At 39.7% G+C, this 21750-nt stretch carries 27 protein-coding genes; 24 read left to right on the top strand and 3 right to left on the bottom strand.

Annotated elements, in window-relative coordinates; genetic code table 11:
* Positions 1–22 precede the first annotated feature (22 nt).
* The 20 genes from POW22_RS08100 to POW22_RS08195 all read left to right on the top strand — a co-directional run bounded on the left by POW22_RS08100 (position 23) and on the right by POW22_RS08195 (position 15143).
* The gene (locus tag POW22_RS08100) at positions 23–955 is read left to right on the top strand and encodes a 5'-nucleotidase (RefSeq protein ID WP_272832135.1); all 933 of its coding nucleotides are present in this window, start codon (positions 23–25) and stop codon (positions 953–955) included.
* A 667-nt stretch (positions 956–1622) separates the two neighbouring features.
* A complete protein-coding gene (locus tag POW22_RS08105; RefSeq protein WP_272832137.1) occupies positions 1623–2795 on the top strand; it encodes a restriction endonuclease in 1173 nt (390 codons plus the stop codon).
* 177 nt (positions 2796–2972) lie between these two features.
* Positions 2973–3416, top strand: coding sequence for a hypothetical protein (locus POW22_RS08110; RefSeq protein ID WP_272832138.1), 444 nt, complete (start codon positions 2973–2975; stop codon positions 3414–3416).
* Between the two features lie 152 nt (positions 3417–3568).
* Positions 3569–4303: a hypothetical protein gene (locus POW22_RS08115; RefSeq protein WP_272832139.1), complete on the top strand. Its 735-nt coding sequence runs from the start codon at positions 3569–3571 to the stop codon at positions 4301–4303.
* 190 nt (positions 4304–4493) lie between these two features.
* Positions 4494–5015: a GNAT family N-acetyltransferase gene (locus POW22_RS08120; RefSeq protein ID WP_272832140.1), complete on the top strand. Its 522-nt coding sequence runs from the start codon at positions 4494–4496 to the stop codon at positions 5013–5015.
* A gap of 70 nt (positions 5016–5085) precedes the next feature.
* Complete coding sequence (locus POW22_RS08125) at positions 5086–5781, top strand: hypothetical protein (RefSeq protein WP_272832141.1); 696 nt, start codon at positions 5086–5088, stop codon at positions 5779–5781.
* Positions 5782–5953: 172 nt separating this feature from the next.
* Complete coding sequence (locus POW22_RS08130; RefSeq protein WP_272832142.1) at positions 5954–6703, top strand: hypothetical protein; 750 nt, start codon at positions 5954–5956, stop codon at positions 6701–6703.
* 73 nt (positions 6704–6776) lie between these two features.
* Positions 6777–7055, top strand: coding sequence for a hypothetical protein (locus POW22_RS08135; protein WP_272832143.1), 279 nt, complete (start codon positions 6777–6779; stop codon positions 7053–7055).
* A gap of 81 nt (positions 7056–7136) precedes the next feature.
* Complete coding sequence (locus tag POW22_RS08140; RefSeq protein WP_272832144.1) at positions 7137–7499, top strand: hypothetical protein; 363 nt, start codon at positions 7137–7139, stop codon at positions 7497–7499.
* 98 nt (positions 7500–7597) lie between these two features.
* Positions 7598–9247: an FAD-dependent oxidoreductase gene (locus POW22_RS08145; RefSeq protein ID WP_272832145.1), complete on the top strand. Its 1650-nt coding sequence runs from the start codon at positions 7598–7600 to the stop codon at positions 9245–9247.
* A 45-nt stretch (positions 9248–9292) separates the two neighbouring features.
* Positions 9293–9739 carry a hypothetical protein gene (locus POW22_RS08150; RefSeq protein WP_272832146.1) on the top strand — a complete coding sequence of 149 codons (447 nt, stop codon included), beginning with the start codon at positions 9293–9295 and terminating at the stop codon, positions 9737–9739.
* A 150-nt stretch (positions 9740–9889) separates the two neighbouring features.
* The gene (locus POW22_RS08155) at positions 9890–10492 is read left to right on the top strand and encodes a hypothetical protein (RefSeq protein WP_272832148.1); all 603 of its coding nucleotides are present in this window, start codon (positions 9890–9892) and stop codon (positions 10490–10492) included.
* 4 nt (positions 10493–10496) lie between these two features.
* Complete coding sequence (locus POW22_RS08160) at positions 10497–10886, top strand: hypothetical protein (RefSeq protein WP_272832149.1); 390 nt, start codon at positions 10497–10499, stop codon at positions 10884–10886.
* Between the two features lie 158 nt (positions 10887–11044).
* Positions 11045–11434: a tetratricopeptide repeat protein gene (locus POW22_RS08165; RefSeq protein ID WP_272832150.1), complete on the top strand. Its 390-nt coding sequence runs from the start codon at positions 11045–11047 to the stop codon at positions 11432–11434.
* 40 nt (positions 11435–11474) lie between these two features.
* Entirely contained in the window at positions 11475–11735 is a 261-nt protein-coding gene (locus tag POW22_RS08170) for a hypothetical protein (RefSeq protein WP_272832151.1), read from the top strand.
* Between the two features lie 32 nt (positions 11736–11767).
* A complete protein-coding gene (locus POW22_RS08175; protein ID WP_272832152.1) occupies positions 11768–11986 on the top strand; it encodes a hypothetical protein in 219 nt (72 codons plus the stop codon).
* Positions 11987–12011: 25 nt separating this feature from the next.
* Entirely contained in the window at positions 12012–12533 is a 522-nt protein-coding gene (locus POW22_RS08180) for a hypothetical protein (protein ID WP_272832153.1), read from the top strand.
* Between the two features lie 289 nt (positions 12534–12822).
* Positions 12823–13233 carry a hypothetical protein gene (locus tag POW22_RS08185; protein ID WP_272832154.1) on the top strand — a complete coding sequence of 137 codons (411 nt, stop codon included), beginning with the start codon at positions 12823–12825 and terminating at the stop codon, positions 13231–13233.
* A gap of 11 nt (positions 13234–13244) precedes the next feature.
* Positions 13245–13592 carry a hypothetical protein gene (locus POW22_RS08190; protein WP_272832155.1) on the top strand — a complete coding sequence of 116 codons (348 nt, stop codon included), beginning with the start codon at positions 13245–13247 and terminating at the stop codon, positions 13590–13592.
* Positions 13593–13667: 75 nt separating this feature from the next.
* Positions 13668–15143 (top strand): rhomboid family intramembrane serine protease, encoded by a 1476-nt coding sequence (locus tag POW22_RS08195; protein ID WP_272832156.1) that lies wholly within the window; start codon positions 13668–13670, stop codon positions 15141–15143.
* 4 nt (positions 15144–15147) lie between these two features.
* On the opposite strand, the gene POW22_RS08200 is transcribed toward POW22_RS08195, so the two are convergent.
* On the bottom strand, positions 15148–15696 hold the full coding sequence (locus POW22_RS08200) for a hypothetical protein (protein WP_272832157.1): 549 nt from the start codon (positions 15694–15696) through the stop codon (positions 15148–15150).
* Between the two features lie 94 nt (positions 15697–15790).
* On the opposite strand from POW22_RS08200, the gene POW22_RS08205 reads away from it, so the two are divergent.
* The 4 genes from POW22_RS08205 (at position 15791) to POW22_RS08220 (ending at position 20519) form a co-directional block, all read left to right on the top strand.
* A complete protein-coding gene (locus POW22_RS08205; protein ID WP_272832158.1) occupies positions 15791–16333 on the top strand; it encodes a DinB family protein in 543 nt (180 codons plus the stop codon).
* Between the two features lie 131 nt (positions 16334–16464).
* The gene (locus tag POW22_RS08210) at positions 16465–17325 is read left to right on the top strand and encodes a hypothetical protein (protein WP_272832159.1); all 861 of its coding nucleotides are present in this window, start codon (positions 16465–16467) and stop codon (positions 17323–17325) included.
* Positions 17326–17336: 11 nt separating this feature from the next.
* Positions 17337–18752: an alginate export family protein gene (locus POW22_RS08215; RefSeq protein ID WP_272832160.1), complete on the top strand. Its 1416-nt coding sequence runs from the start codon at positions 17337–17339 to the stop codon at positions 18750–18752.
* Between the two features lie 57 nt (positions 18753–18809).
* The gene (locus POW22_RS08220; RefSeq protein ID WP_272832161.1) at positions 18810–20519 is read left to right on the top strand and encodes an amidohydrolase; all 1710 of its coding nucleotides are present in this window, start codon (positions 18810–18812) and stop codon (positions 20517–20519) included.
* Between the two features lie 69 nt (positions 20520–20588).
* Here POW22_RS08220 and POW22_RS08225 read toward each other — a convergent pair whose 3' ends face one another.
* Together POW22_RS08225 and POW22_RS08230 are read right to left on the bottom strand one after the other, a co-directional pair.
* Complete coding sequence (locus tag POW22_RS08225) at positions 20589–21284, bottom strand: helix-hairpin-helix domain-containing protein (RefSeq protein ID WP_272832162.1); 696 nt, start codon at positions 21282–21284, stop codon at positions 20589–20591.
* Between the two features lie 5 nt (positions 21285–21289).
* Positions 21290–21658: a hypothetical protein gene (locus tag POW22_RS08230; protein ID WP_272832163.1), complete on the bottom strand. Its 369-nt coding sequence runs from the start codon at positions 21656–21658 to the stop codon at positions 21290–21292.
* Positions 21659–21750: the final 92 nt, after the last annotated feature.

Here is a 21750-nt window from a genome sequence, read left to right on the forward strand (position 1 = left end):
GTAGCTAATTAAAATAAAATAAATGCCAGTAGATTTTTCAGACATATTAGTAATCGGAGTTTCTTCAAGAGCACTCTTCAATTTAGAAGAAGAAAATGCTGTATTTGAAAAAGAAGGAATACAAGGGTATAGAAAATACCAGCAGGAACGGGAAGATGAACCCTTAAATCCAGGAACAGCATTCTTACTGGTGAAAAGTTTACTTGAACTTAATAATCAGGCTGAGAAAAGAATTGTAGAGGTTGTAGTAATGTCCAGAAACAGCCCAGAAACTGGGGTGAGAATGTTGAATTCAATAGAAAATCACAAGTTAGATATCACAAGAGTTGCTCTTTCCGGAGGGGAGCCATTAGCACCATATATTGAAGCCTATGATGTGGATTTATTCTTATCTAAGGATGATAAAGATGTTCAGGCGGTAATTGATTCGAGGGCTTCCGCTGCCGCTACTATTTATGAACCACCCACTGAATTTGACCCTAAAGATAATAGAGTGAAAATTGCATTTGATGCAGATGCAGTCCTATTTTCAGAAGAATCTGAATACCGTTACAAAACTGAAGGCATGGATGCATTTCATAAACATGAATCTGAGCATGTTGACGACCCTTTAAAAGAAGGTCCTTTTGCCAAGTTACTAATTAAACTCTCAAAAATTCAAGAGCATTTACCAACAACAATCGAGCTAACTCCCTTAAGACTCTCAATTGTTACCGCACGAAATGCACCGTCACATATGAGAGTAATTAAGACTTTGCGGAAGTGGGGTGTTTATGTTGATGAAGCACACTTTTTAGGTGGTTTGTCTAAAGATAAAGTGCTGAAGGCATTTGGAGCACATATATTTTTTGATGACCAAGAAACCCACTTAGAAGCTACGAGTAAAGTAGTGCCTTCAGGAAAAGTGCCATATAGTTCTGATTCCAAAATGCAAGTAATAAACAAGAATAAGTAAAGCTGGCTACAACAACGCATATTCTGCGAAAATTAGAGTAAAGTGGACTTCATTACGAGGGGACGTTGCGAAGCAATTATCACTCACAAGTCTATGGTGGAAGAGAAGGAATTTTAATTTAAAAAGAGACAACGTTACGTAAACTGAAAACAGAGTAAAGGCCTTCCCTTCGGTGGGTACCTCATACAAACATCCACTGGATGTTTGGTTTTGCAAAGGCAAAACTAGTACTCGGTAACCTTCACCAAATGTCCACCGGACATTTGCTATTGCTACGCAATAGTTCGTTGCAGCAGTATACAGGGACGTTGTGTGCAATGTTGGAAAAAATCTAGATTATGTCAAGACAAAGTGAAACAGGATGTATGATTTGGCTAGGAATTGGAGGGTTTCTACTGCTTATAAACTTTCTAAAAGAAAATCCGATGATAATCGTGTACTTAATACTCGGATTAGCTTGTATTTCATTGATATTGTTTTTCCTAAATTTCCTACATACTATATATCTTATAAAATTTAACTCTACAATTAAGTCAATTTTAAAATTCAACGAGAAAGAATCGAGAACACATTTTGAAAATTTAATTCAAATCAATCGTACAGAAAAAATCGAAATTGATGAGAGATATCTTCGTTTCATTTTATCATCCAAAATATTCGATTGCTAATGAAACTTTTCGGAATTAGTTTGTTTAAAGAAAAGCAGGAAAGCCTTGAAATTTTGTACAAGGATTTAAAAAGAATTCAAAAGGAAATAAATCAAAGTTCAAGAGAGAATCTAGAGACTTTGAAGAAAATTCAACTTGCCAAAAAAGATTTGTCGGACAGGCAAAAATCTGTAGAATTACTTAAAAAGGAGCTTTCTGAAGGCAATCCATATTTAGCTAGAATAATAGCGGACTTTTATCATTACAGAGACATTAAAGTCGCTGAATATTTAAGAAGTAAAAAATATCCAGCGATTAAGGCATCAGAAAAAGTAAAGGATTATGCTTCCGAGAATAGAGAATTAAGAAGAAAATTTAAATTGACCTATAATCGAATAAAACTTTACGAAGAAGTTTTTCCATTCATTTCCGATTTAGAACCAGACGATATTGACTTTATTCTAGAACAGAAAAAGAAAAAGAGTAAAATATCTGATAACGATGACCCAGTTCGGGAATATGTTCCTGAATACGACAAGCTTACTGAGGAGGAAAGAAACCAAAGAGCATTGAATCGATATTTAAAAAGCAAAAAAAGCAATTGGGAAGTTGGAAAAATGTATGAACGTTATGTTGGCAGTTTATATGAGTCAAAAGGTTATAAGGTTGAATACGTAGGAATAGAGAAAGGATTTGATGATTTAGGGCGTGATTTAATTTGTAGAAATGCAAAAGAAACTCTTGTTATACAATGCAAATATTGGGCATCCCATAAAGAAATTAGAGAAGCTCACATAAATCAACTTTACGGTACAACAGTTAAACATTTTATTGATGAATTTAAAAATCGCTCTGAAATACTAAAAAACACACTATTTCCAGAATTGCTTGCAAGAGATGAAGTAAAAATAAAACCCGTATTTTTCACGTCAACAAAATTGTCAAAAACAGCAGAAGATTTTGCTATTGCATTAGGCATACAAATAATTCAAGAGCATCCATTTGACCAAAATTATCCAATGATAAAATGTAATTTAAACAGCCAAACAGGAGAAAAAATATACCATTTGCCAATTGACCAACAATATGACAATGTTCTAATGCAAAACGAGGAAAGAATTTATGTGAGAACCGTAAAAGAAGCAATGGAACTCGGTTGCAGAAGAGCATACCGATGGAATCCGAACAAATGAAAACAAAAAAACACTGCTCACATCATTGGCTATGAACAATTGGGACTTAAGTGATAAAGCAAAAGTATAAACATAATAAAAAGGTCGGTGCTAAACCGAACAGTTAGGGCATAAACCCCAACTGTTCATAGCCGTTACCGTTGTGCAACATTGAATTAAAACAAGAAAATATATAATATGAGAAAAATTACATTGATTTTATTCTACCTTTTAACATTAACTATATTCGGATGTAAAGAAAATGGACAAAAATCATCGGCTGAACTAAGAATGGAGCTGAAAATGCAGGAAGATAAGAATCCAATGCAATACCTAGAATTAGAAGATGTTAATATGAAAGGTAATAAAATTAAAGAAGCGAGTTTATTTTCAAGTGCGAAATACGACGGATACTTAGTCACTGGTCAAGTTAAAAATAGGGCTTCAATCGCAAAATATAAAGACTTGGAAATTACTGTTGAATTTTACTCAGAAACTGAAACGTTAATTGGAAGTGAATCGTTCATAATCTATGAATATTTTGAGCCGAATTCAACACAAAGTATTTCATTGAAAATTCAACCACCAAAGGCAATGAAGGCGTTTAAAGCTGGTATAACAGGGGCTTTACCAGCTTATTAATATGATTTGGCTTTGGACGAAAAACGTTGCTTAACAACCCATATCCCACAAAGAGAAAGGTCTAGTAGACCTTTTGATGAGCGGACATTACACAGCAATCATCGCTGAAAAGGCGAGGGCTGGTTTGAATCTTCAAAAAAAGAAAATTAACAATGAATGACCTTTTGAACTTTATAGATAAAAGTAAAGAACTGATTTCAATCATTCTAACAATAGGAATCTTCATTCTTGGCTACATCTTGGAAAGAAAAGCTAGACGTATTCAAAGAACGATGACATGGAAAGAGTATCGAACCCCAATTTTAGAATTCGCTAATGAAACAATTGATGTAATGTCCGAACTTGAAGGTCTTTGCGAAATGGATCCGGAAAAATTAGAACAAGAGTTTTATAACAAACGCAATGAATTAATAAACAAATTATCTTCTTTAAGAGATAAAGGGAAATTAATAATCCCTAATCAAGCACCAAACCTTCACGGTAATTGGAAAAGAGAGGCGTATAAAGGAGAAAGGCACGTAAGTCTCGATTGCATAATATCTACTTACTACTTGGCAATTGCGCTTGATTTTAAAAAAGGACGCTACAATAAACAATCTTTCAATCTTATCAGGATTTCTGAATTAGATTTTACAAATAAATCGATTGGTTGGAAAAGGCATCCGAATATTATTCAGGGAATTAAAATATTGAAGGCATTAAATGATTTACCACATCAATATAGTTATGAAGGGTTTGAAAAAAGGGGATGGTCAGTAAAAAAGGGGATTGTTGAGTCAAAAAGGCAATTTACCTCAATTATCCAACAAATGGTGAACACCCAAGCATGGGTTGATGAAACCAAAAAATACGAACCAAAATCAATAAAGCCAGAGAACGCCCGTTAAAGTTCCCCCTCCCCAAAACACTAAACTCTCTTTTTGATAAATAGATCCCAAACCAAGCACCCCTTCAAAACCTCCCCAGAAACAACTAACTTAGAACACCTACGCAGTTAATATACTATTGTCCCGAGACAGGGTATTACAGCAGCATAAGAGACCGTCACCCCCAACACCTCACAACCTCCAACGACCAGTGAATACCATTGAAATCAGATTAGCGAAAAAAGAAGATGCACAATGTATTGCGCTACTTGGGAGAGTAACGTTTACGGAAACGTTTGGACATTTTTTTAGAGATCAAAAAGATCTGATCGATTACTACAATTTGACATTTTCAGTTCAAAAAATTGAAGATGGAATTAAGAAACCAAACAACATTTTCTGGATAGCTTTTGTAGACCGATTACCTGTAGGATATGCAAAACTTAAACTGCATTCCAGTTCAGAATTTATTGAATCAAAAGACGTTTGCCAACTTCAGAAAATCTACGTTTTGAAAGACTTTCTGTCAATGAAAATTGGATTTAAATTACAAGATCATCTATTAAGAAAAGCAAAGGAATTGAATTTTAATAAAGTTTGGCTCTCCGTGCTTAACAGCAACGAGAGAGCAATAAATTTTTACAAAAAAAACGGGTTTGAAAAAATCGGTAATCACGATTTTCAAATTGGAAAAGAAAATTTCGAGTTTATTGCAATGAAAAAAGAACTTTAAAAGACAGTGGTTAATAACGGCTAGAAGAATTGCTTTAAATCGACTCTCAGCCATAACTTGAACCAAATTTATGATAAACAAAACCTCTCTAATATTAATTATGGGAATATTAAGCTTCTTTGGTTTTAAATCTAGTAGAACCGAGACTGTCACTTATGAAGAGCAAATTGAAGTTTTTAAAACACTAGGATATGAATTTGCAGGGGGTGTTACGAAAGAAATGATTTTGACTGATGGTTATGGAGAAGCGATGTGGGATCAAATCCGAAAGGAAAGGCTGCAACAGATAGAGGAGAAACCCTTCTCTCGACTCTATTTTTATTATGGTTGGAGCAGTCCGAAAATTCCAAGCTTGAATTTTAGCGACAAATGCATTTGGTTTGACCTTGAATTTATCGACTCGCCGGATCAGTATATCCATTTTATGGAAAGAATGGGAACTATAACTGAAGGCGAAATTGAATACACTGAAATTTCTATTGTAGTTGATGATGAAAATTATGAATGGATTCACTTTAAAGTAAATGGAATTAGTAAAAAATGGAAATTGCAAAAAGTAGGTTTCATTGCTGATTCATTTTTTAAAAGGTTTTCGTATTTAACAGATGAATTGAATACAAAGGGTAAATACACGTATTATGATGAAGGTGGACAACAATTTGTAATTGACTATGCTACAGAAAGTGAACAAAAGGAATTCAATGAAAAAACTGGCTTGAATAGAGAATGGTTGGATGAAGGAAATCATTTTACTGAGCCAAAGTAAAAACTGCGGTTAATAACACATGCTTTACCAAAAACTCAGCTAACATTCGCCATCACTCACAAAACCTTGATGGCAGAGAAGAAAGTTTAATTTAACAAGAAACAACGCTGCGTGTAGCGTAGCACGGAAGGTTCGCATGGTGTTTAAACATGAGCGTTGACAACTATTGTAAATGAAATACTGTTTTTATTTTATACTAATATTCGCGTTTGGCTGTGATCAAAATAGAGACAGCACAAATGGTACAACATTAGAGGTTCCAGGTACTTATAAAATCATTCAAAATGAGGGTGTAGAAAACGCAGACTCATATATAGAACTGAATGATTCTACAGCTGTTGTATATTATCTTTCTGAATCCAGTAATCATCCATTTGTTCTTCATAATTATTCAATTAATAATGTAGATAGTAATAATTACCTGCAGTTACCATTGTCTACAAATAGGACGTTTCTTATTCAGAGCACGGAAAACGGAAGTACCTTACTTTATCCGACTTTTGGGAGTAAAGACACTCTGGAATTGGAATACCAAAGTAAAAAATGGAAGCTAGAAGATATTGAAGGTTCTTGGGTAAATTCCATTTACTTAGAAAGAGAGAAAAGTAGCTTTCCTCCACCACCAATAATTTTGGATTCTATCGATGAGAGCGCACTATTACCGTGGCCTCCTAATATTGTTTTATCTAAGGACACAATTATTTTTAATGAATACATATCGAAGAAATCATCAATACAATTTGATCCCTCGAATCAGTTGATTAAAATGAGCTTGTATAGACCATTTCAATATTATAAAGATGCCGTTTGGAAAATAAAGTCGGTAACAGATTCTACCATGATTGTAGATCAGTATCAATTTTCCTTGGATTCATTGAAAACTTATGTGATACGAGATCAATTGTATAAAAAGCAACAGTAGCCAACCACCCGAATTCCACAAAGATTAAAGTCCAGCCGACTTTGGGATAAGGGGACCTTGAAACCCAATTAAAATGAAACCTGATTTTGAGAAATATAAAGACCGATTATTTAATGATCTTTTGAGTGGAAGTCACCATGAGCGATTTATGGCTTTGATAGAACAACTTCATAATCAGGGGAGTACGAAAAAGGAAATTCATGAGTTGTTTCTGGAGTTCCATAAAGCAATTCAGATTGACCCAAGAACCAAAGAGAAGGAAGTAGTTTATGATAATTTAAGCGATTTCATGGATGGATTTGTGGATCATGGAGTTGGATTTAAAATTCTTCCGAATGAATCGTATAAATGAAAGGCAAACGAGTTAAAACAAAAGATAAAGCGCCGTAAACGTGCTATTTTAAAGACCTTCGACAGCAATAAATAAAGTAATTTGATCTCTAAAGAAGTAAAGGAAAAGGCAATCTTGTCCACTCAGTATAAAATTGACAAGCTGAAACGGGAAACTGGTATTTTCAAAAGAAATAAATGGAAAACCATAGGGTTTGGAGTGTTGATTTCAATTTTGGGACCTTTATATAATTCGGAATCTGATCCTTTAGGAAGATCTAGAAATGCCCTTGAGGTTAGTGAGACCAGTCACCTTAAACTCACCATTATTACCGCAATTTTTTATTTTGTCTTTGTAGTGATTGCCCATTATGTCTGGAAAAAGAACGACGAACGTAGGTTGAACGCTTTGGAAAAGAAGAAAGCGCAGTTAGAATTGGAAATGGAACTTTTTCATTCAGAATAATTTAGTTCGACCCACACCTCATTTCCCCGCTTTAGAAATAAATCCCAGCATCAGAAACAACAAACAATAACTCCGCTTTAAAATGTTTAAGTTAGCTCATGGAAAAGACAAGATCTTCAGAAGATTCCCATAAGAACGCCGCTGTGGCCTGGCCCGAATTATCTGCAGAGATGATCGAGATTTTAAAGCAAAACGGCACGGAGCAAAGCCTCAAGGAAGGAGAGGTTTTCTTTGAAGTTGCGCAAGACACTTATGACTTTGCTTATATCACAGATGGCGCCTTGAGTATAGTCGATCGCGCGAAAGGGCAACGGGTCATCAGCATTAAAGAAGGACAATTTGTAGGTGAAATTGGCATGCTGATGGGGCAAAAGACCTTTTTGGCGGGAATTGCAGATTGTCCAACCACGCTGATTCGGGTTCCGTCAGAACGGATCTTGGAGCTCATAAGCGCAGTCCCAGAACTGGGTGACATCTTGGTTCGTGCCTTTACCGCGCGCAGGCATATGCTCATAGAGTGGGGTGAAGGCGGTATTGTGCTGGTTGGAGAAGTGAATAACAGCAAGACCAATCGACTTTTGGAGTTTCTAAACAGGAGCCGTATTCCGCATCGGTTTGTCAATATTGATGACACAGCGGAGATAGAAGATCTATCCAAGGTATGTACCATTCCCGATTCTCGATGCTTTGCGGTGGTGGGTAATTCTAAAGTCATTGAAAAACCGAGTCCCATCAATATATCGGCCTACCTGGGTTTAGATCTGGAGTCGGAGGTCAATGAGGTGTATGATGTCATCGTTATTGGCGCAGGACCTTCTGGTTTAGCAGCTTCCATTTACGCCAGTTCAGAAGGCTTAAAGACCCTCGCCATAGAAGATATTGCTATTGGTGGTCAAGCCGGGACTTCATCTAAGATTGAGAATTATTTTGGCTTCCCAACGGGCATCTCAGGCAGTGAGTTGGCCTATAACGGGGAGATCCAAGCCATAAAATTTGGAGCCAAGATCACGGTCCCAAGAAGGGCTGTTGGCTTGACAAATAAGAACGATCGATTCTGTATCAAATTAGATGACGGAAGATCGGTTTATGGCAAGTCGGTTATTTTGGCCAACGGCGTACAGTACCGCAGACTCGATGTTGATCGTATGAGTGATTTTGAAGGAAAGGGAATCTACTATGCAGCAACTGAACTGGAGGCCAAATTTTGCAAAGGAACCAATGCGGTGATCATTGGCGGCGGAAACTCTGCCGGGCAGGCCGCGATGTTCTTATCAAGACATGCCGAAAAAACATACCTAGTGGTGAGAAGGGACGACTTAAGCGCCACCATGTCTTCTTATTTGTCGGACCGAATTGAAAAGGATCCGAGAATTGAGATCGTCACCAACTCAGAATTAAAAGGGCTTAGAGGCACCGATCGCTTGAGTTCCATAGAATTACACAACGCCAAAACAGGACAAACACAACAGATAAGCACTACCGCCTTATTCATCATGATAGGAGCAGTGCCTAACACGAATTGGTTAGACAGTGCGGTGCAACTTGATGATAAAGGCTTCATCGAGACCGGGATCGATGTAGGCCGATCAGATGCTCCTTATGAAACTTCACTCTCTGGGGTTTATGCTGTAGGAGATATCAGAAGTGGATCCGTTAAGCGAGTAGCCTCTGCCGTTGGAGAAGGATCTGTGGTAGTATCTTATGTGCACAAGTATTTGAGTGAAAACAAATTTTCGGGGCCCGTTTAAAAAATTACGCCTCAGCGGACTATCTTTTACATCGAATTAAATCCAATGAACGATTTCAATACTGCTTTTGATAAACTATTCAGGATGGTTTCCGTTTACGACACTTCTCCAGATGATGAACCTTGGTTTTTTGAAAAAGTAAATAAGCTGATAAACGAGCACGGTAATGAGGTAGCGATTGAGTTTGCGCAAAATGAAAAATGGCCAGAATACACCTTTGAATTACTCGTCAAATCGGGTTTAAGAGAAATACCTAAAGAAGTTTTACTTCCTTACTTAGCAACAGATAATGAAGACAATATGTACTGCACCGCTTTTGCTTTGGCAGCCTGTGGTTATGAGGAAGGCTTTGAGATATTGAGTGCTTTTGCCGATGGGTCTCATCCGTTAGCGAAGACGATCCATCCTGGGGTGGATATCTTGCCTGATTTATCCTATATAGAAGATGCTAGGGTAGATGCAATTAAAAGGCTGTGTAGGCAATATTTATAGATGTATTCAAAATTCAGTGGAATTAAAATCCTAAGATTAGTAAATTAGACGGATTCCCCACAACCTTTTTTACTTTTAAGGCACTATGGATTGTTTAGGCAGTGTGCACAGATATATAAAGCTATTATGAGAAACACTTTATTGTTAATAATGACTGTTCTATTAAGCTCATGTAAGTCTGATGGTGAATTGAATGGGGTATGGGTTGGGCCGTATAGAGGCAATCCTTTTCAAAATCAACCAACTGTCTCACGACCTTATATTCTTAGTTTGCAAAATGGGAGTTTTAAAGCAGAAGGTCTTCATTTTTCCAATGATTTTGGAGTTTATTCATACTCTTCCAAGGATTTTGAATTTAATGATGAAGGTCCCTTAGAATTTGCCTCAGCACCAAATGCTGACAGTATTGCATTTAAAGGAACTGAAAAAGATCCTTATCCAATAATATTCAGAAGGCTTCCGGACTCCTTGAAAAGTGACAGTTATGATCGCGTAAAATTAATCGGTAAAAAATACACCTTTGATGGTATAAAAGACTCAGACACGCTCTTCTTCAAAAATGATTCAATTCTTAGCTTTTCCAATTGGCCAACTGATACCTTTTACAAAAGATTCTTTTTCGAGGGTTATGATGTCATCTTTATTTCAGATGTGCGCATCCCACCACTATTTATTCGCGGAGAAAATGAGACCAAGCTTAAAGTAACTTCTTATCCTAAAAAGCTTAAGAACGTTACTTTGCAAGAGATATAATTAAATGAACAATACCATTTCCTCAAATCAAAAAAGCTTAGAAGCTCTAGAGAAACTGATGTCTTCCGGCTATTACTCTGGCTATATTTATCCAGATCGATTTGATTTGGTCAGGTCAAAATTTCCAATGAATCACAAAATATCGGGAAGACTTAATTCAGAGAAGCGGTTTGTTGTGGTCTCGGTTTTTAAAAAAGGAGTGATGACCTATATGTTTGTTGTAGTCATTGTTTTTCTAGCTTTTTTGAGTGGTTTGGCGTATTTCAAATATGGGATGTTTTACGCTTTATTCATCATTGGGTTCTTAATTACAATTTTATTGAATGAATACTTTACTCGCAGAAAAGAATTAAAACTATTTTACGACAGGTTTCTCTCATTTACAAGTGGCTAAAACTCCACACCATTCATCAAAAGCCCCAGCAAAAGCTCATTGCTGTAAGCTCAGAAACTAGTAATTTAGATGAAGTGTGCGGATCATTTGCTGTTGCTCATCAATAGTGCGTTTTAGTAGATTGCGCATACACTACAGCCAATTAAAAGTCCAGTTCAATGACCAAAGTACCCAGAAAAGCACAGCAGGTTTATTCCCGAGCCATCTCTAGTAAAGACTTTTATTCGGGCATTCAAACCCTTAGTGAAATGATTCAAAATGGAGAAGATCCTTGCAGCGCTTTATCCTTAAGATCTCATTTACACTATTTGACGGCCAATAATGATCTAGCAAAACGCGATTTGAATGATGCCATTAGCCTGGAACCGGAAAGCCGAGGCTTGTATTACGATAGAGGAGTTCTTCACAGTCATATGAAAGAGCACTATCTGGCTCTTAAAGACTTTTGTGAGGCTGTCAATCTTGCACAAATGGCTGGAGATAATGATCTTATTGACGCGGCGGAGCATCATTTTATTGAGCTTCTTGAGAATATGAGGACTATGTAGTGTTATTGAAAAATAGCAAATTAGAGCAAGTCCGCGGACGTTGATCTTAATTGGACCAAAACTGTACTTAGAAGAAGAACATATAATCAATTTAAAACGGATTTACGAATCTGAAAATCAATCGTTGCATAAAGCTGAATTTGTTGACGAAGCAGGAAATCCACATTCAGATTATGAGCGAGTTCTATTAGAACTAGTAGCAATGGATTATATCGAATCAGAAAATGATGAAGATATATTTTTCTTAACCAGCTTTGGTTATGATTGCGTTGAGCAGTTGAATGGAAAAAAGAAAGGATAATTCCCGATCGACGAGCAATCCAGTCTGAATAGATGACTGATATGATTCAAAAGTTTGGGACTAAGAAGTTTAAAAAGTATGTCTTTATATGGTTAATAGCATTAGCGGTTTTTATAGGGGTTTACAGGTACTTTTCTCCAAATTCTTTTCAAAAGGATGAATCTGAAATTGATGTAATATTGACAGATGAAATGATTGATGACATAAAGCAGCAAACGCAACAAAAATTAGACTCGATCAATAATAAATAGACACATCACTTTTCAATCCAAGAATATGATATTAACCGAAGGACAAATTGATGAACGGACGATCAAGAAAATTGTGGGAGAGCCGGTATCATTTGACTTCAATAAACCCAAGATAGTAGGAAGTCCACTGCTGTATTTAAAAAGATTTAATAGCCAAAAAGAGTCGGCCAAAACAATTAAGGAAAACTCCAGGTGCAATCTTGAGATTCGAAGTAATGGGCTCATTCTACACACCAATATTTTAAACAAAAGGACCTTGCTTCTTATCCCTAAAAAGGAAAATACCTATCTCAAAATAATAAAGGGCTCAGAAAAAATAGATCCTTTTTTTCTCTCGCCAATGTGGTGGCTTTTAAAATTTGGAGTTTCTGTGAGAGTGGCTAGAAACTTCAAAATTATGACTCATGAATATTCAATAGATGAAATGAAGCTTGTTTTAAAAACTGAGGATCACGAGCTTGAATTTACAGCAAGCGGCTATTTATTTGAAAGGCATTTGGACTTCCTTAAAAAGCTGGAGTACGCCTATGACATAGAAGTAGTGTAGCGCCCCAACGCTTAACACAGCCGTACCTCAATTGAGGCCACGTTCAATAAGTTTAGACTTTATATTATCAACACAGCAGAGCGTTCACACTAACAGAAAACCGCTATATTCGGGCTGTAAATTGTTTTAGAGAACCATGAAAATGGACAGCTATAAAAGGCTTATCGAAATTATTGATGCGAATCTGATATACTGTTTGATTCCAATAATTCTCACCCTTATCCTTGTAGAACTGATTTTTAAAAATCGATTTGAGACCAAAAAGGTTCTCAATTTAGTCCGATGGATAATGATCATATACACTGCCGTAACCTTTGCTGTTTACTTCATCGGTATGGCCGTTGATCCGCAAGAGTATGCTTTTGTTAATAGAGCCACCGGACCTTATGCCATCCTCCATTGGATCATGCTTTTAGCTGCTTTGATCTTACCGCTAAGTTTGCTTAAAAGAAAGTTAGCATCAAAGTTTTGGTATGTGCTATTAGCTGCCTTTGCGATGAAAATCGGCATGTACATGGAACGGTTTATAATTCTATTTACGGGTTTTCATCGAGATTACGATACGGAAAATAAAACTTCTGAACTCGTAGAATCCGCTACCTATGGAGTTGGAGTATTCTTTGTACAAGGTTTAATAATTGCATTCGTGACTTTGGTCGTGTTTGAATTCTTAAAAAGAAGAAAAACGACCATCAGTTAAGGGACAAACTAATGAAAGACAGACCCATTTTGTTTTTAGCCATCGCGCTGACTTTAGTTGTTGAAGTCGTTTTAATGATAGTCGTTTACAACAAAGTTGGCCCCGATAGACTTCCTGCTCAATTGGGGCGTTTGGCTTTTCAATTGCTTTTGATCCTTTGGCTTTCAACGCGCAGATCAGGCATCGCATTGTTTCTACTGGCGGGTTATCACATAGTATCAGCGATATTTGGAATGAACTCAACGGGTTCAGCCGAGCTATTAGGCCAAGCTTTAATTGGTTTTCATTTGATCATTGGCGTTGTGATCTACTTCCACCAATCCATTGAAAATAGAATTCGAATAAAAAAGGTGGATTAGCGGCACGACGGCTCACCCAAAACTTCCCAAAAAAGAAATATCTTAGAAAAAGCTAAACCAAACCATCTTTAGCGTATGGCCTTAGGAAAATCTTCTCAACACCTCAAAGAACTCACCTTTACCGATCGATCTCCAGAAGACACCCTCACCTTACTCATCGCCGCGGCCAAAGCCATGGACTGGAGCATAAGCAGTGTGGCTCAGAACGGCTTTAAGGCCAGAACTAAGATGTCTTTGAGTTCTTGGAGTGAAGATGTGACAGTTGTGGTGGAGGAGCAGACCGTAAAAATGAAAAGCATTTGTACCGGGCAGATCTATGACTGGGGCAAAAATAAGCGCAATCTAGAGGGCTTGCAGCGAGAGTATGAGAAATTATTGTCTCAAACAGATACTGACGGAATTGTAGCCTTAAAAGCAGAACAAGACTCTAATGAAGACATAGAACCTGCTGAGGTGATGGACACGCAAGGGCAAGAAGAAGAGGCCGCAGGAGGACTCAAAGACTTCTTCAGCATTTTTGTGCCGACAGAGGGTTACTTCATCACACCTATTTTGATCAATCTAAACATATTGATCTTCATTCTCATGGCGGTCTCTGGCGTAGATATTATGTTGCCAGATAACGAAAGCCTCTTGGATTGGGGCTCCAACTTTAAACCGCTCACCATGAGCGGGGAGTGGTGGCGTTTGGTAACGAGTTGTTTTGTGCACATTGGCGTGTTCCACCTTTTGATGAACGCCTATGCGCTTTTGTATATCGGAATCCTTTTAGAGCCTTATCTAGGAAAGGCACGTTTTTTAACCGCATACTTAGTCACAGGAATCTTATCAAGCACGGCCAGCTTATACTTCAATGACTTTACCATCAGCGCAGGAGCCTCTGGAGCCATCTTTGGGATGTACGGGGTATTCTTAGCCATGTTGACCACCAAACTCATTGAGAAGACCGAACGCAAGGCCTTACTGTTGAGTATTGGTGTTTTTGTTGGTTATAATTTGCTCAACGGTTTTCAAGAAGGCATAGACAATGCCGCGCATATTGGCGGTTTGGTTAGTGGTCTTGTCTTGGGATACGCTTGGGTGCCAACTTTAAAGAAACCTGCGGATGAGCGTTTGCAAACTACCAGTGTCATTGCAGCTGCAGTCGTTGGTTTAAGTTTTGCCGCTGGGGTGTTGACCATGGGTGGCGGGCAAGATATAGCCAAGTTTGAGCCGGAGATGGATCAGTTTATCGCTTTAGAAGAAAAGGCCATGGTGATCTTTGATATGCCCGCGACAGCTTCAAATGCAGAATATATTACAGAGATCGATCGCAATGGAATACCTTCTTGGGAAGAGGCGCTAGAAGTCACCGAGCGTATTGCCACTTATGATCTTCCGGAGGACTATTTAAAGCGCAACGAACTTTTAAAGGAATACTGCCAGTTGCGTATTGAGAGCTATAAGCTCATCCGTAAAATGATCGTTGAGGATACCGACGCCTATCAAGAGCAGATCAATGAATACAACCAACGCATAGATGGGATCATCAGTTCTCTAGACGATATTTAAGGCCTTATTGGCCGCCAGCTCTCAGATTCAGTTCGTTGTAATGGTGCGTTGCTAAATATTCCTGCCTAAGACTTTCCAAGTATTCTTTCAGGACTCCATGCTGCTCGTGATCCTTATTCAAAACATCTTTGAGGGCTGCATCTCGAACCGTGATGATGATATACCATTGGCCGCTGCGTGAAGTATGAAGGTCTTCCAAAAGAGGCGTGGAGCCGTCGTTCTCCAATTTTGCGTCTACCAAGATCGGGATCAGGTTTATGGTTTTGGTGGTGCGTTCACATTCGTAGAAACTCAGGTACAGCGTTTTCTCATCGAGTTCAAAAGGTACATTGTATTCTACCTCCGTATAGGCCAGATCGTATTTGCTGTTGACGTAACTGTAAAACTCATTGGCATCTTTAGGATCTTCAAAAGCAAAGCCAGAACCCTGCGGCAGCTCCTTAGAGAATTTCTTGGTCTCTACAATTTTATGAGTGTCAATTTTGGGCGCGATCCGCGTTGGAATGCAGCTGTAAAGGGTCAAAAGCAGTAGTGCGAGGGTGGCGGTCTTCATCGTTTTTCTTTGTTTGCAGTTGGAGCAAAAGTCGCGCCAAAGTGAAAAGAATGTCTTAACTTTTATAGCATTCCAATTAGATCAAAACACATTTATGAAAAAGGTTATTTTCTGCAGTTTATTTTTGCTGATGAGTTGCGTTCCGCTAATTGCTCAAGAGCAAGACAAGGCGTTTGTTCGGGATTATGTGGAACGCTTAGATAACTCCAGAAAATACCTCCTATTGGTAGCTGAGCAAATGCCAGAAGCGCAGTACAATTTCAAAGCTACCCCTGAATCCTTGAGCTTTGCCGAGAACTTGATGCATATTGGCTTTGCTATGGATTGGCACAGTCAGTCTTTATTAGGAGGCAGAGAAGCCAGAACCTGGGCGACTGATACTGTTTTCAAGGTCGCAGATAAAAGCAAGATAGAAATGATAGGTTTAATTGATAAGACCTTTGAACAGGCCTTGACATTGCTCCGGGAGTTTGATGTGAGCCAACTGGAAGATCGGCTGGATTATTTTGGACTGGACCGAACCAAGCGGCATATTTTTATGCTCTTAGCTGATCACATCACCCACCATCGTGGACAAATGTTGGTTTCGCTGCGTTTAAACGGAATCGTGCCTCCACGGTACGTGTTGTTTCAGTGAGGATTAAGGCTTCAATATTATTTTGTTTAACGACAATTAGTTAACTTTAAACAAAATAATGAATAACCTTTTTGAAAAAGCTCTATACTTTTTTCCTTTCAGAGCGTTCCAAATTAAATATAGAACGTTTTATGCTCTACGTTGCCCTGCTGGGTTTCGTAATTCATTTAGCGCTCATATTCCTGAACAAATGGGGCATAACATCAGTTTTTGCTGAATCAGACCTGTTGCAGAATCCCATATCGGCGGTCTACACACCCTTCAGTTTCATTTTGGTGTATGAGGTTTATCTGCTTATTTACTATTTGCCTAAATCGTTCACAACTTATATTACCAAACAGTATCAGATCATTACCCTGATCATCATTCGCAAGCTCTTTAAAGATCTGGCAGAACTAGAGCTCACCACCGATTGGTTTGAAATCAAGGGCGATCTGCAATTTACATATGACCTTTTAGCATCGCTGATCTTGTTTTATTTGATCTATCAGTTTCAAAAACAGGGCAAGCGTTTGCGCTCCAATTCGGCCATATCAAAACTAAAGACCCAACGCTTCATTGCCAGAAAACGGATCATTGCCACCCTTTTGGTACCTCTGTTCTTTGTCTTGGCGCTGTTTACGCTTTCAGGATGGATTGGAGCGGTTTCTCTAGAAAGCGCCAATATGCCTGCTTTTACCAGTATCAATAATCTTTTCTTTGACGAATTTTTTACCCTGCTGATCCTGGTAGATGTGGTCTTGTTGTTGATCTCACTATTTTATACCGATGAGTTCCATAAGATCATCCGCAATTCAGGCTTTGTGGTTTCCACCATTTTGATACGAATGTCCTTTGGCGTCACCGGACTAATAAGTACTGTTCTTATTGTAGTGGCGGTACTTTTTGGGCTGTTGATCATTCTCATTCACAATAAGTATGAGAAAGATCGGTCACAAGGAAAGGCAGCTTTAGGATTCGGTACAAAACAAACAATCGATCAATCAAAATAATTCACCAACTCATGAATTACAAATGCATTTTATTCAGTTTTCTCTTAGTAATAGGAGGAAAGGCATATAGCCAAGACAGCGAGTTCTTAATGCTGTACGAGTCAGAGGGTATTAAGGTTCAAGGCTATTTGCAATTTGGAGTCAATGCCGTGGCAGAGACCAACCTCTTCTGGAATTTAGCCGATGTCCCAGAACTTGACTACGACTCAGACACCCAATGGTTGGAAAGCTATGCCAAGCCTGGCCTTGGATTTACTGTTCCTGTTGGGAAGTCAAAGTTCTACGGCCGTGTGTCGGCAGTGTGGTCGGGAACCTTAGGCACAGATGCTTTTGATGAAGGTGATACGGGCAGATTCACTTTAGAGGAATCTCACATAGGTTATTTGTTTGCTATAAACGAGCACAGCTCTTTGGACCTATCCTTGGGGGGGCGTGAGTTAAAACTGGGAACCGGAATGCTCATTGCCAATGGTGGAGTCAGTGGTTTTGAACGCGGTGCGCTCAAGTTTGGTCCGCGGAAGGCTTGGGAGATGTCAGCCATAGGGCATTACAACAATAAAAACTTTAATGCACGAGCGTTTTATCTCGACCCTAACGAACTCCCATCCAACGACACCAAAAACGAAATTGTGGGTTTTGATGCCAATTGGACGGCTAACCCTAACAAATTTTTCGGCTTTAGTTATTTGAATGTGATCCGCTCTGAGGCCCCTTATCCGCAAGCGGCTCCTGGCGGGGATGGCCCACCAGAGATCATTGCGGGAGGGCGTGAAGATTTGAACGCATTGAGTTTTTATGGAAAGACCTATCCCTTTAAAGGAAAGCTAAAAGACTTTTTTACCGCCTTGGATTTTGCCTATCAATGGAACCAGCGATTGGATCTGAACGCTTGGGGCGGCAGGGCGCAATTGGGCTATGATTTTAAAAAGCTAAAATGGACCCCAACCCTCATGGCAACCTACCAGATCTTTTCCGGGGACGATCCGAACACACCTGGGCTGGAACGCTTTGATCCGTTGTACTATGAAGGATCGCCGAGCGCCTGGTCAACAGGTTCTAAATCCTCTATGGTATTTATTAATTCCAACCTGAGGTCCTTTATGCTCAGTTTGCGTGTGATGCCCAGCCAGAAAGACATTCTTACCCTGCGCTATGCAAATATTGCGGCCCAACAACTCAGAAGTCCCATTCAGTTTGGTCAAGCAGCTCGTGTGGAATTCTCAGACGGGATCCCGACAGTGGTCTCTGGAGTGACCGAGGCGAATTTGGCGAACGATATCTTTTTAGAATACAATAGGGTGGTGAGTCGTAATCTGTTTGTAAACGCGGGATTTGCGTTTTCTTTTGCTGGAGATGGCATCAACAACATTGTTGGAGACACCTCGGTATGGAGCGGCGCTTTTGTCAATGTGGTATTCAATTATTAAAGAGAACATTTTGTATTTTGAGGATCGATTCTGATCAGACATAATAACAATCAAGAAATGAAGAAAAATTATTTGTGGGCCGTACTTTGTTTAGGCCTTTTAATAGCCTGTAAGGGCGACAAAACTGAAGAAACCACTCAAGCCGCAGCTACCATGTACTTTGGAGGAGAGATCCTCACTATGGTGGGAGACAAGCCTCAATACGCAGAAGCCTTAGTAGAACGTGACGGAGAGATCGTTTTTGTAGGTAATAGTGCAGAAGCCATGCAGGCTGCAGGGAAAGGACATAAAATGGTTGACTTGAAAGGAAAGACCATGGTCCCGGGCTTAATTGACGGCCATGCGCATTTCACGAGCTTTTCGGCCCAGGCCATAGGCGCACAGCTATTACCTTCGCCAGATGGTCGTGCAGATGATATTCCAACCATCATCGAGGTGCTCAAAGCTTGGAACACTCCAGAAAATCGGGAGCTTACGGGTTGGATCTTCGGAACCGGCTTTGACGATTCGGTAATTGCAGAAAAACGTTTTCCTACCAAACACGATCTGGACCAAGTGACCACAGAGTTCCCGATCATGATCATTCATATCTCCGGACACTTCGCTGTGGTGAATTCCAAAGGTTTGGAATTGTTAAATATTACTGCAGACACGCCAGACCCAGAAGGAGGAATCATCAGAAGAGAGCCAAACTCTCAAGAGCCCAATGGGGTATTGGAAGAGCTGGCTGCCATCCCCAATATGTTCGCTTCCATGATGCCTAAAACTCCAGAGAGTAATATGCGCTTCTTTGAAGCGGGGCAAGAAATGGCGCTCTCTTACGGATATACAACGGCTCAAGACGGACGCTCCATGGATCTCTCACAAATGACCACCATGGCGGAACAGCAAAAATTGAAGCTAGATGTAGTGAGCTATGTGGATTATTCCGTTGCAGATAAATACATGAGCACGCCTTGGAACAGCAAGTCTTATATCAATCACTTTAGAGTTGGGGGGATGAAGCTGACCTTGGACGGATCGCCTCAGGGAAGAACGGCTTGGCGCACTCAGCCTTATTTGATTCCACCGGATGGGGCCGATGCAGATTATGTCGGTTATCCAGCCATTCCCAATGACGAGGATGTGACGGCCATTTATGAGAAAGCCTTTCAAAACAATTGGCAAACCCTTACCCACGGAAACGGAGATGCCGCCATGGATCAAATGATCAGAACCTTAAAGCCGCTGGCAGAGAAGTACGGGAATGAGGACCGTCGTTTTGTGCTTATTCACGGGCAGTACATCCGTATGGATCAATTGGACGACTTCAAAGAGCTCGATGTTGTTTTGAGCTTATTTCCCTTGCACACCTATTATTGGGGCGATTGGCACCGACAGCTCATTGGGCAAGAATTGGGGGATAAGATCAGTCCAACTCGATCGGCTTTAAACAAAGGCTTAGACATAACCATACATACTGATGCCCCTGTGGCACTACCAAACTTGATGCGCGTTATTTGGACGGCAGTGAGCAGAACCAGTCGCTCTGGAGCAGATATAGGCGCAGCCGAACGTTTAACACCCTATGAAGCGCTTCAGGCGATTACCATTTGGAGTGCGTATCAGCATTTTGAAGAAGATACCAAAGGAACGCTAGAGGCAGGGAAGATGGCAGACCTCGTGGTTTTAGATGCAAACCCATTAACCGTTCCGGTAGACGAGATCAAAGACATTCAGGTACTAAAAACGATCAAAGAGGGCGAACTCGTTTTTGATCGTCAATAACTAACCATCAACCTGAAAACAAAAACCCTCGGTGAAAGCCGAGGGTTTTTTCTGGTCGCGATTTTGGCTTTATTGCTTCAAGTACACCAAACGCTCTAATCGCGCTAGCTCTTTATCATCAACGTATTTGCCAATTTCCTTTCTAAATTGCTCCATAGAAGTGTAGGGACGGTACTCTTCAAATTCATGCGTCATACGGTCTCCAACTCCAGGAAGCGCTTTGATATCTTCGTTTGAGGCAGTGTTGAGTTCCACAGGAACAAAAACGTAGTTCAAGTAGTATTCCACCTGCGCCTCATCTACATATTTACCGATCTCTTTGCGGAACTGCGCCACAGAGGTATACGGTCTGTATTCTTCAAACTCATGAGCCATTTTGTCTCCTACACCTGGGATCATTTTAAAATCAGCCTCGGCAGTAGTATTCAAATTGAAAGGAACAAAGATGGCTTTATACAGCTCCTCCTTGTTTGCAGTATCTCCCAAGAGTGCATCAAAGTCGTTCATGCTTAAAAAAGGTTGTGCTTCGATAACCTTGGCGATCATCTCATCGCTCATCCCAACGGCCTTAAGATTATCTTCTGTCGCTAGATTTGCATTGAGAACCGTTACAGGGATCTCAACTCCTTCTACTACGGTGTCTGCGGATTTGGTCTCGGTCTGCTCCGTGGTAGTGGTTTCTTCTGCAGTTTCTGCTTCTTTCTCCGATTTACAAGCCGTGAATGCTAGTGAGGCAACAAGGGCTGCAAAAAGTAATTTGCTCATTGTTTTCATGTTTGTTGTTTTATTAAAAGGGTGTAAGTGTATCCAATAAGTGCCAAGGCGATCATACTCCCAGGGGCCAAAGCAGGCAGCGCGCCTGACAGACTTTCTGAGAAGAGTTCCCAACCTTGAGCACTGGGTTTCATTTCCAATTCAAATTCATAATTGGCTTTCATATGCAGGTAAACCCCCACCAAACCGCTCAGAGCGGAAAGACCCAGGATTCCCTTAAAAATGCGCAAGGAAAGCCCCGAGGGTTTGCTCAAAACCCAAACCATTCCCACAAGGGCAGCGCCAATACAGATCAGGGGAATCAATTGCCAAGCATCTTCATAATGATCCAACAAATACAGCTCAAGCCCAGTGCCAATCAGCATGAAAAGCAAAGCGATGAGGAGTATTCTTAAAACGGATCTGTGGGGTGATGGGGTCATAAGCCACACAAAAGTACAACGGTCCATCGGCTTAA

It is taken from the genome of Gilvibacter sediminis (assembly GCF_028561565.1).
GTDB lineage: Bacteria > Bacteroidota > Bacteroidia > Flavobacteriales > Flavobacteriaceae > Gilvibacter > Gilvibacter sediminis.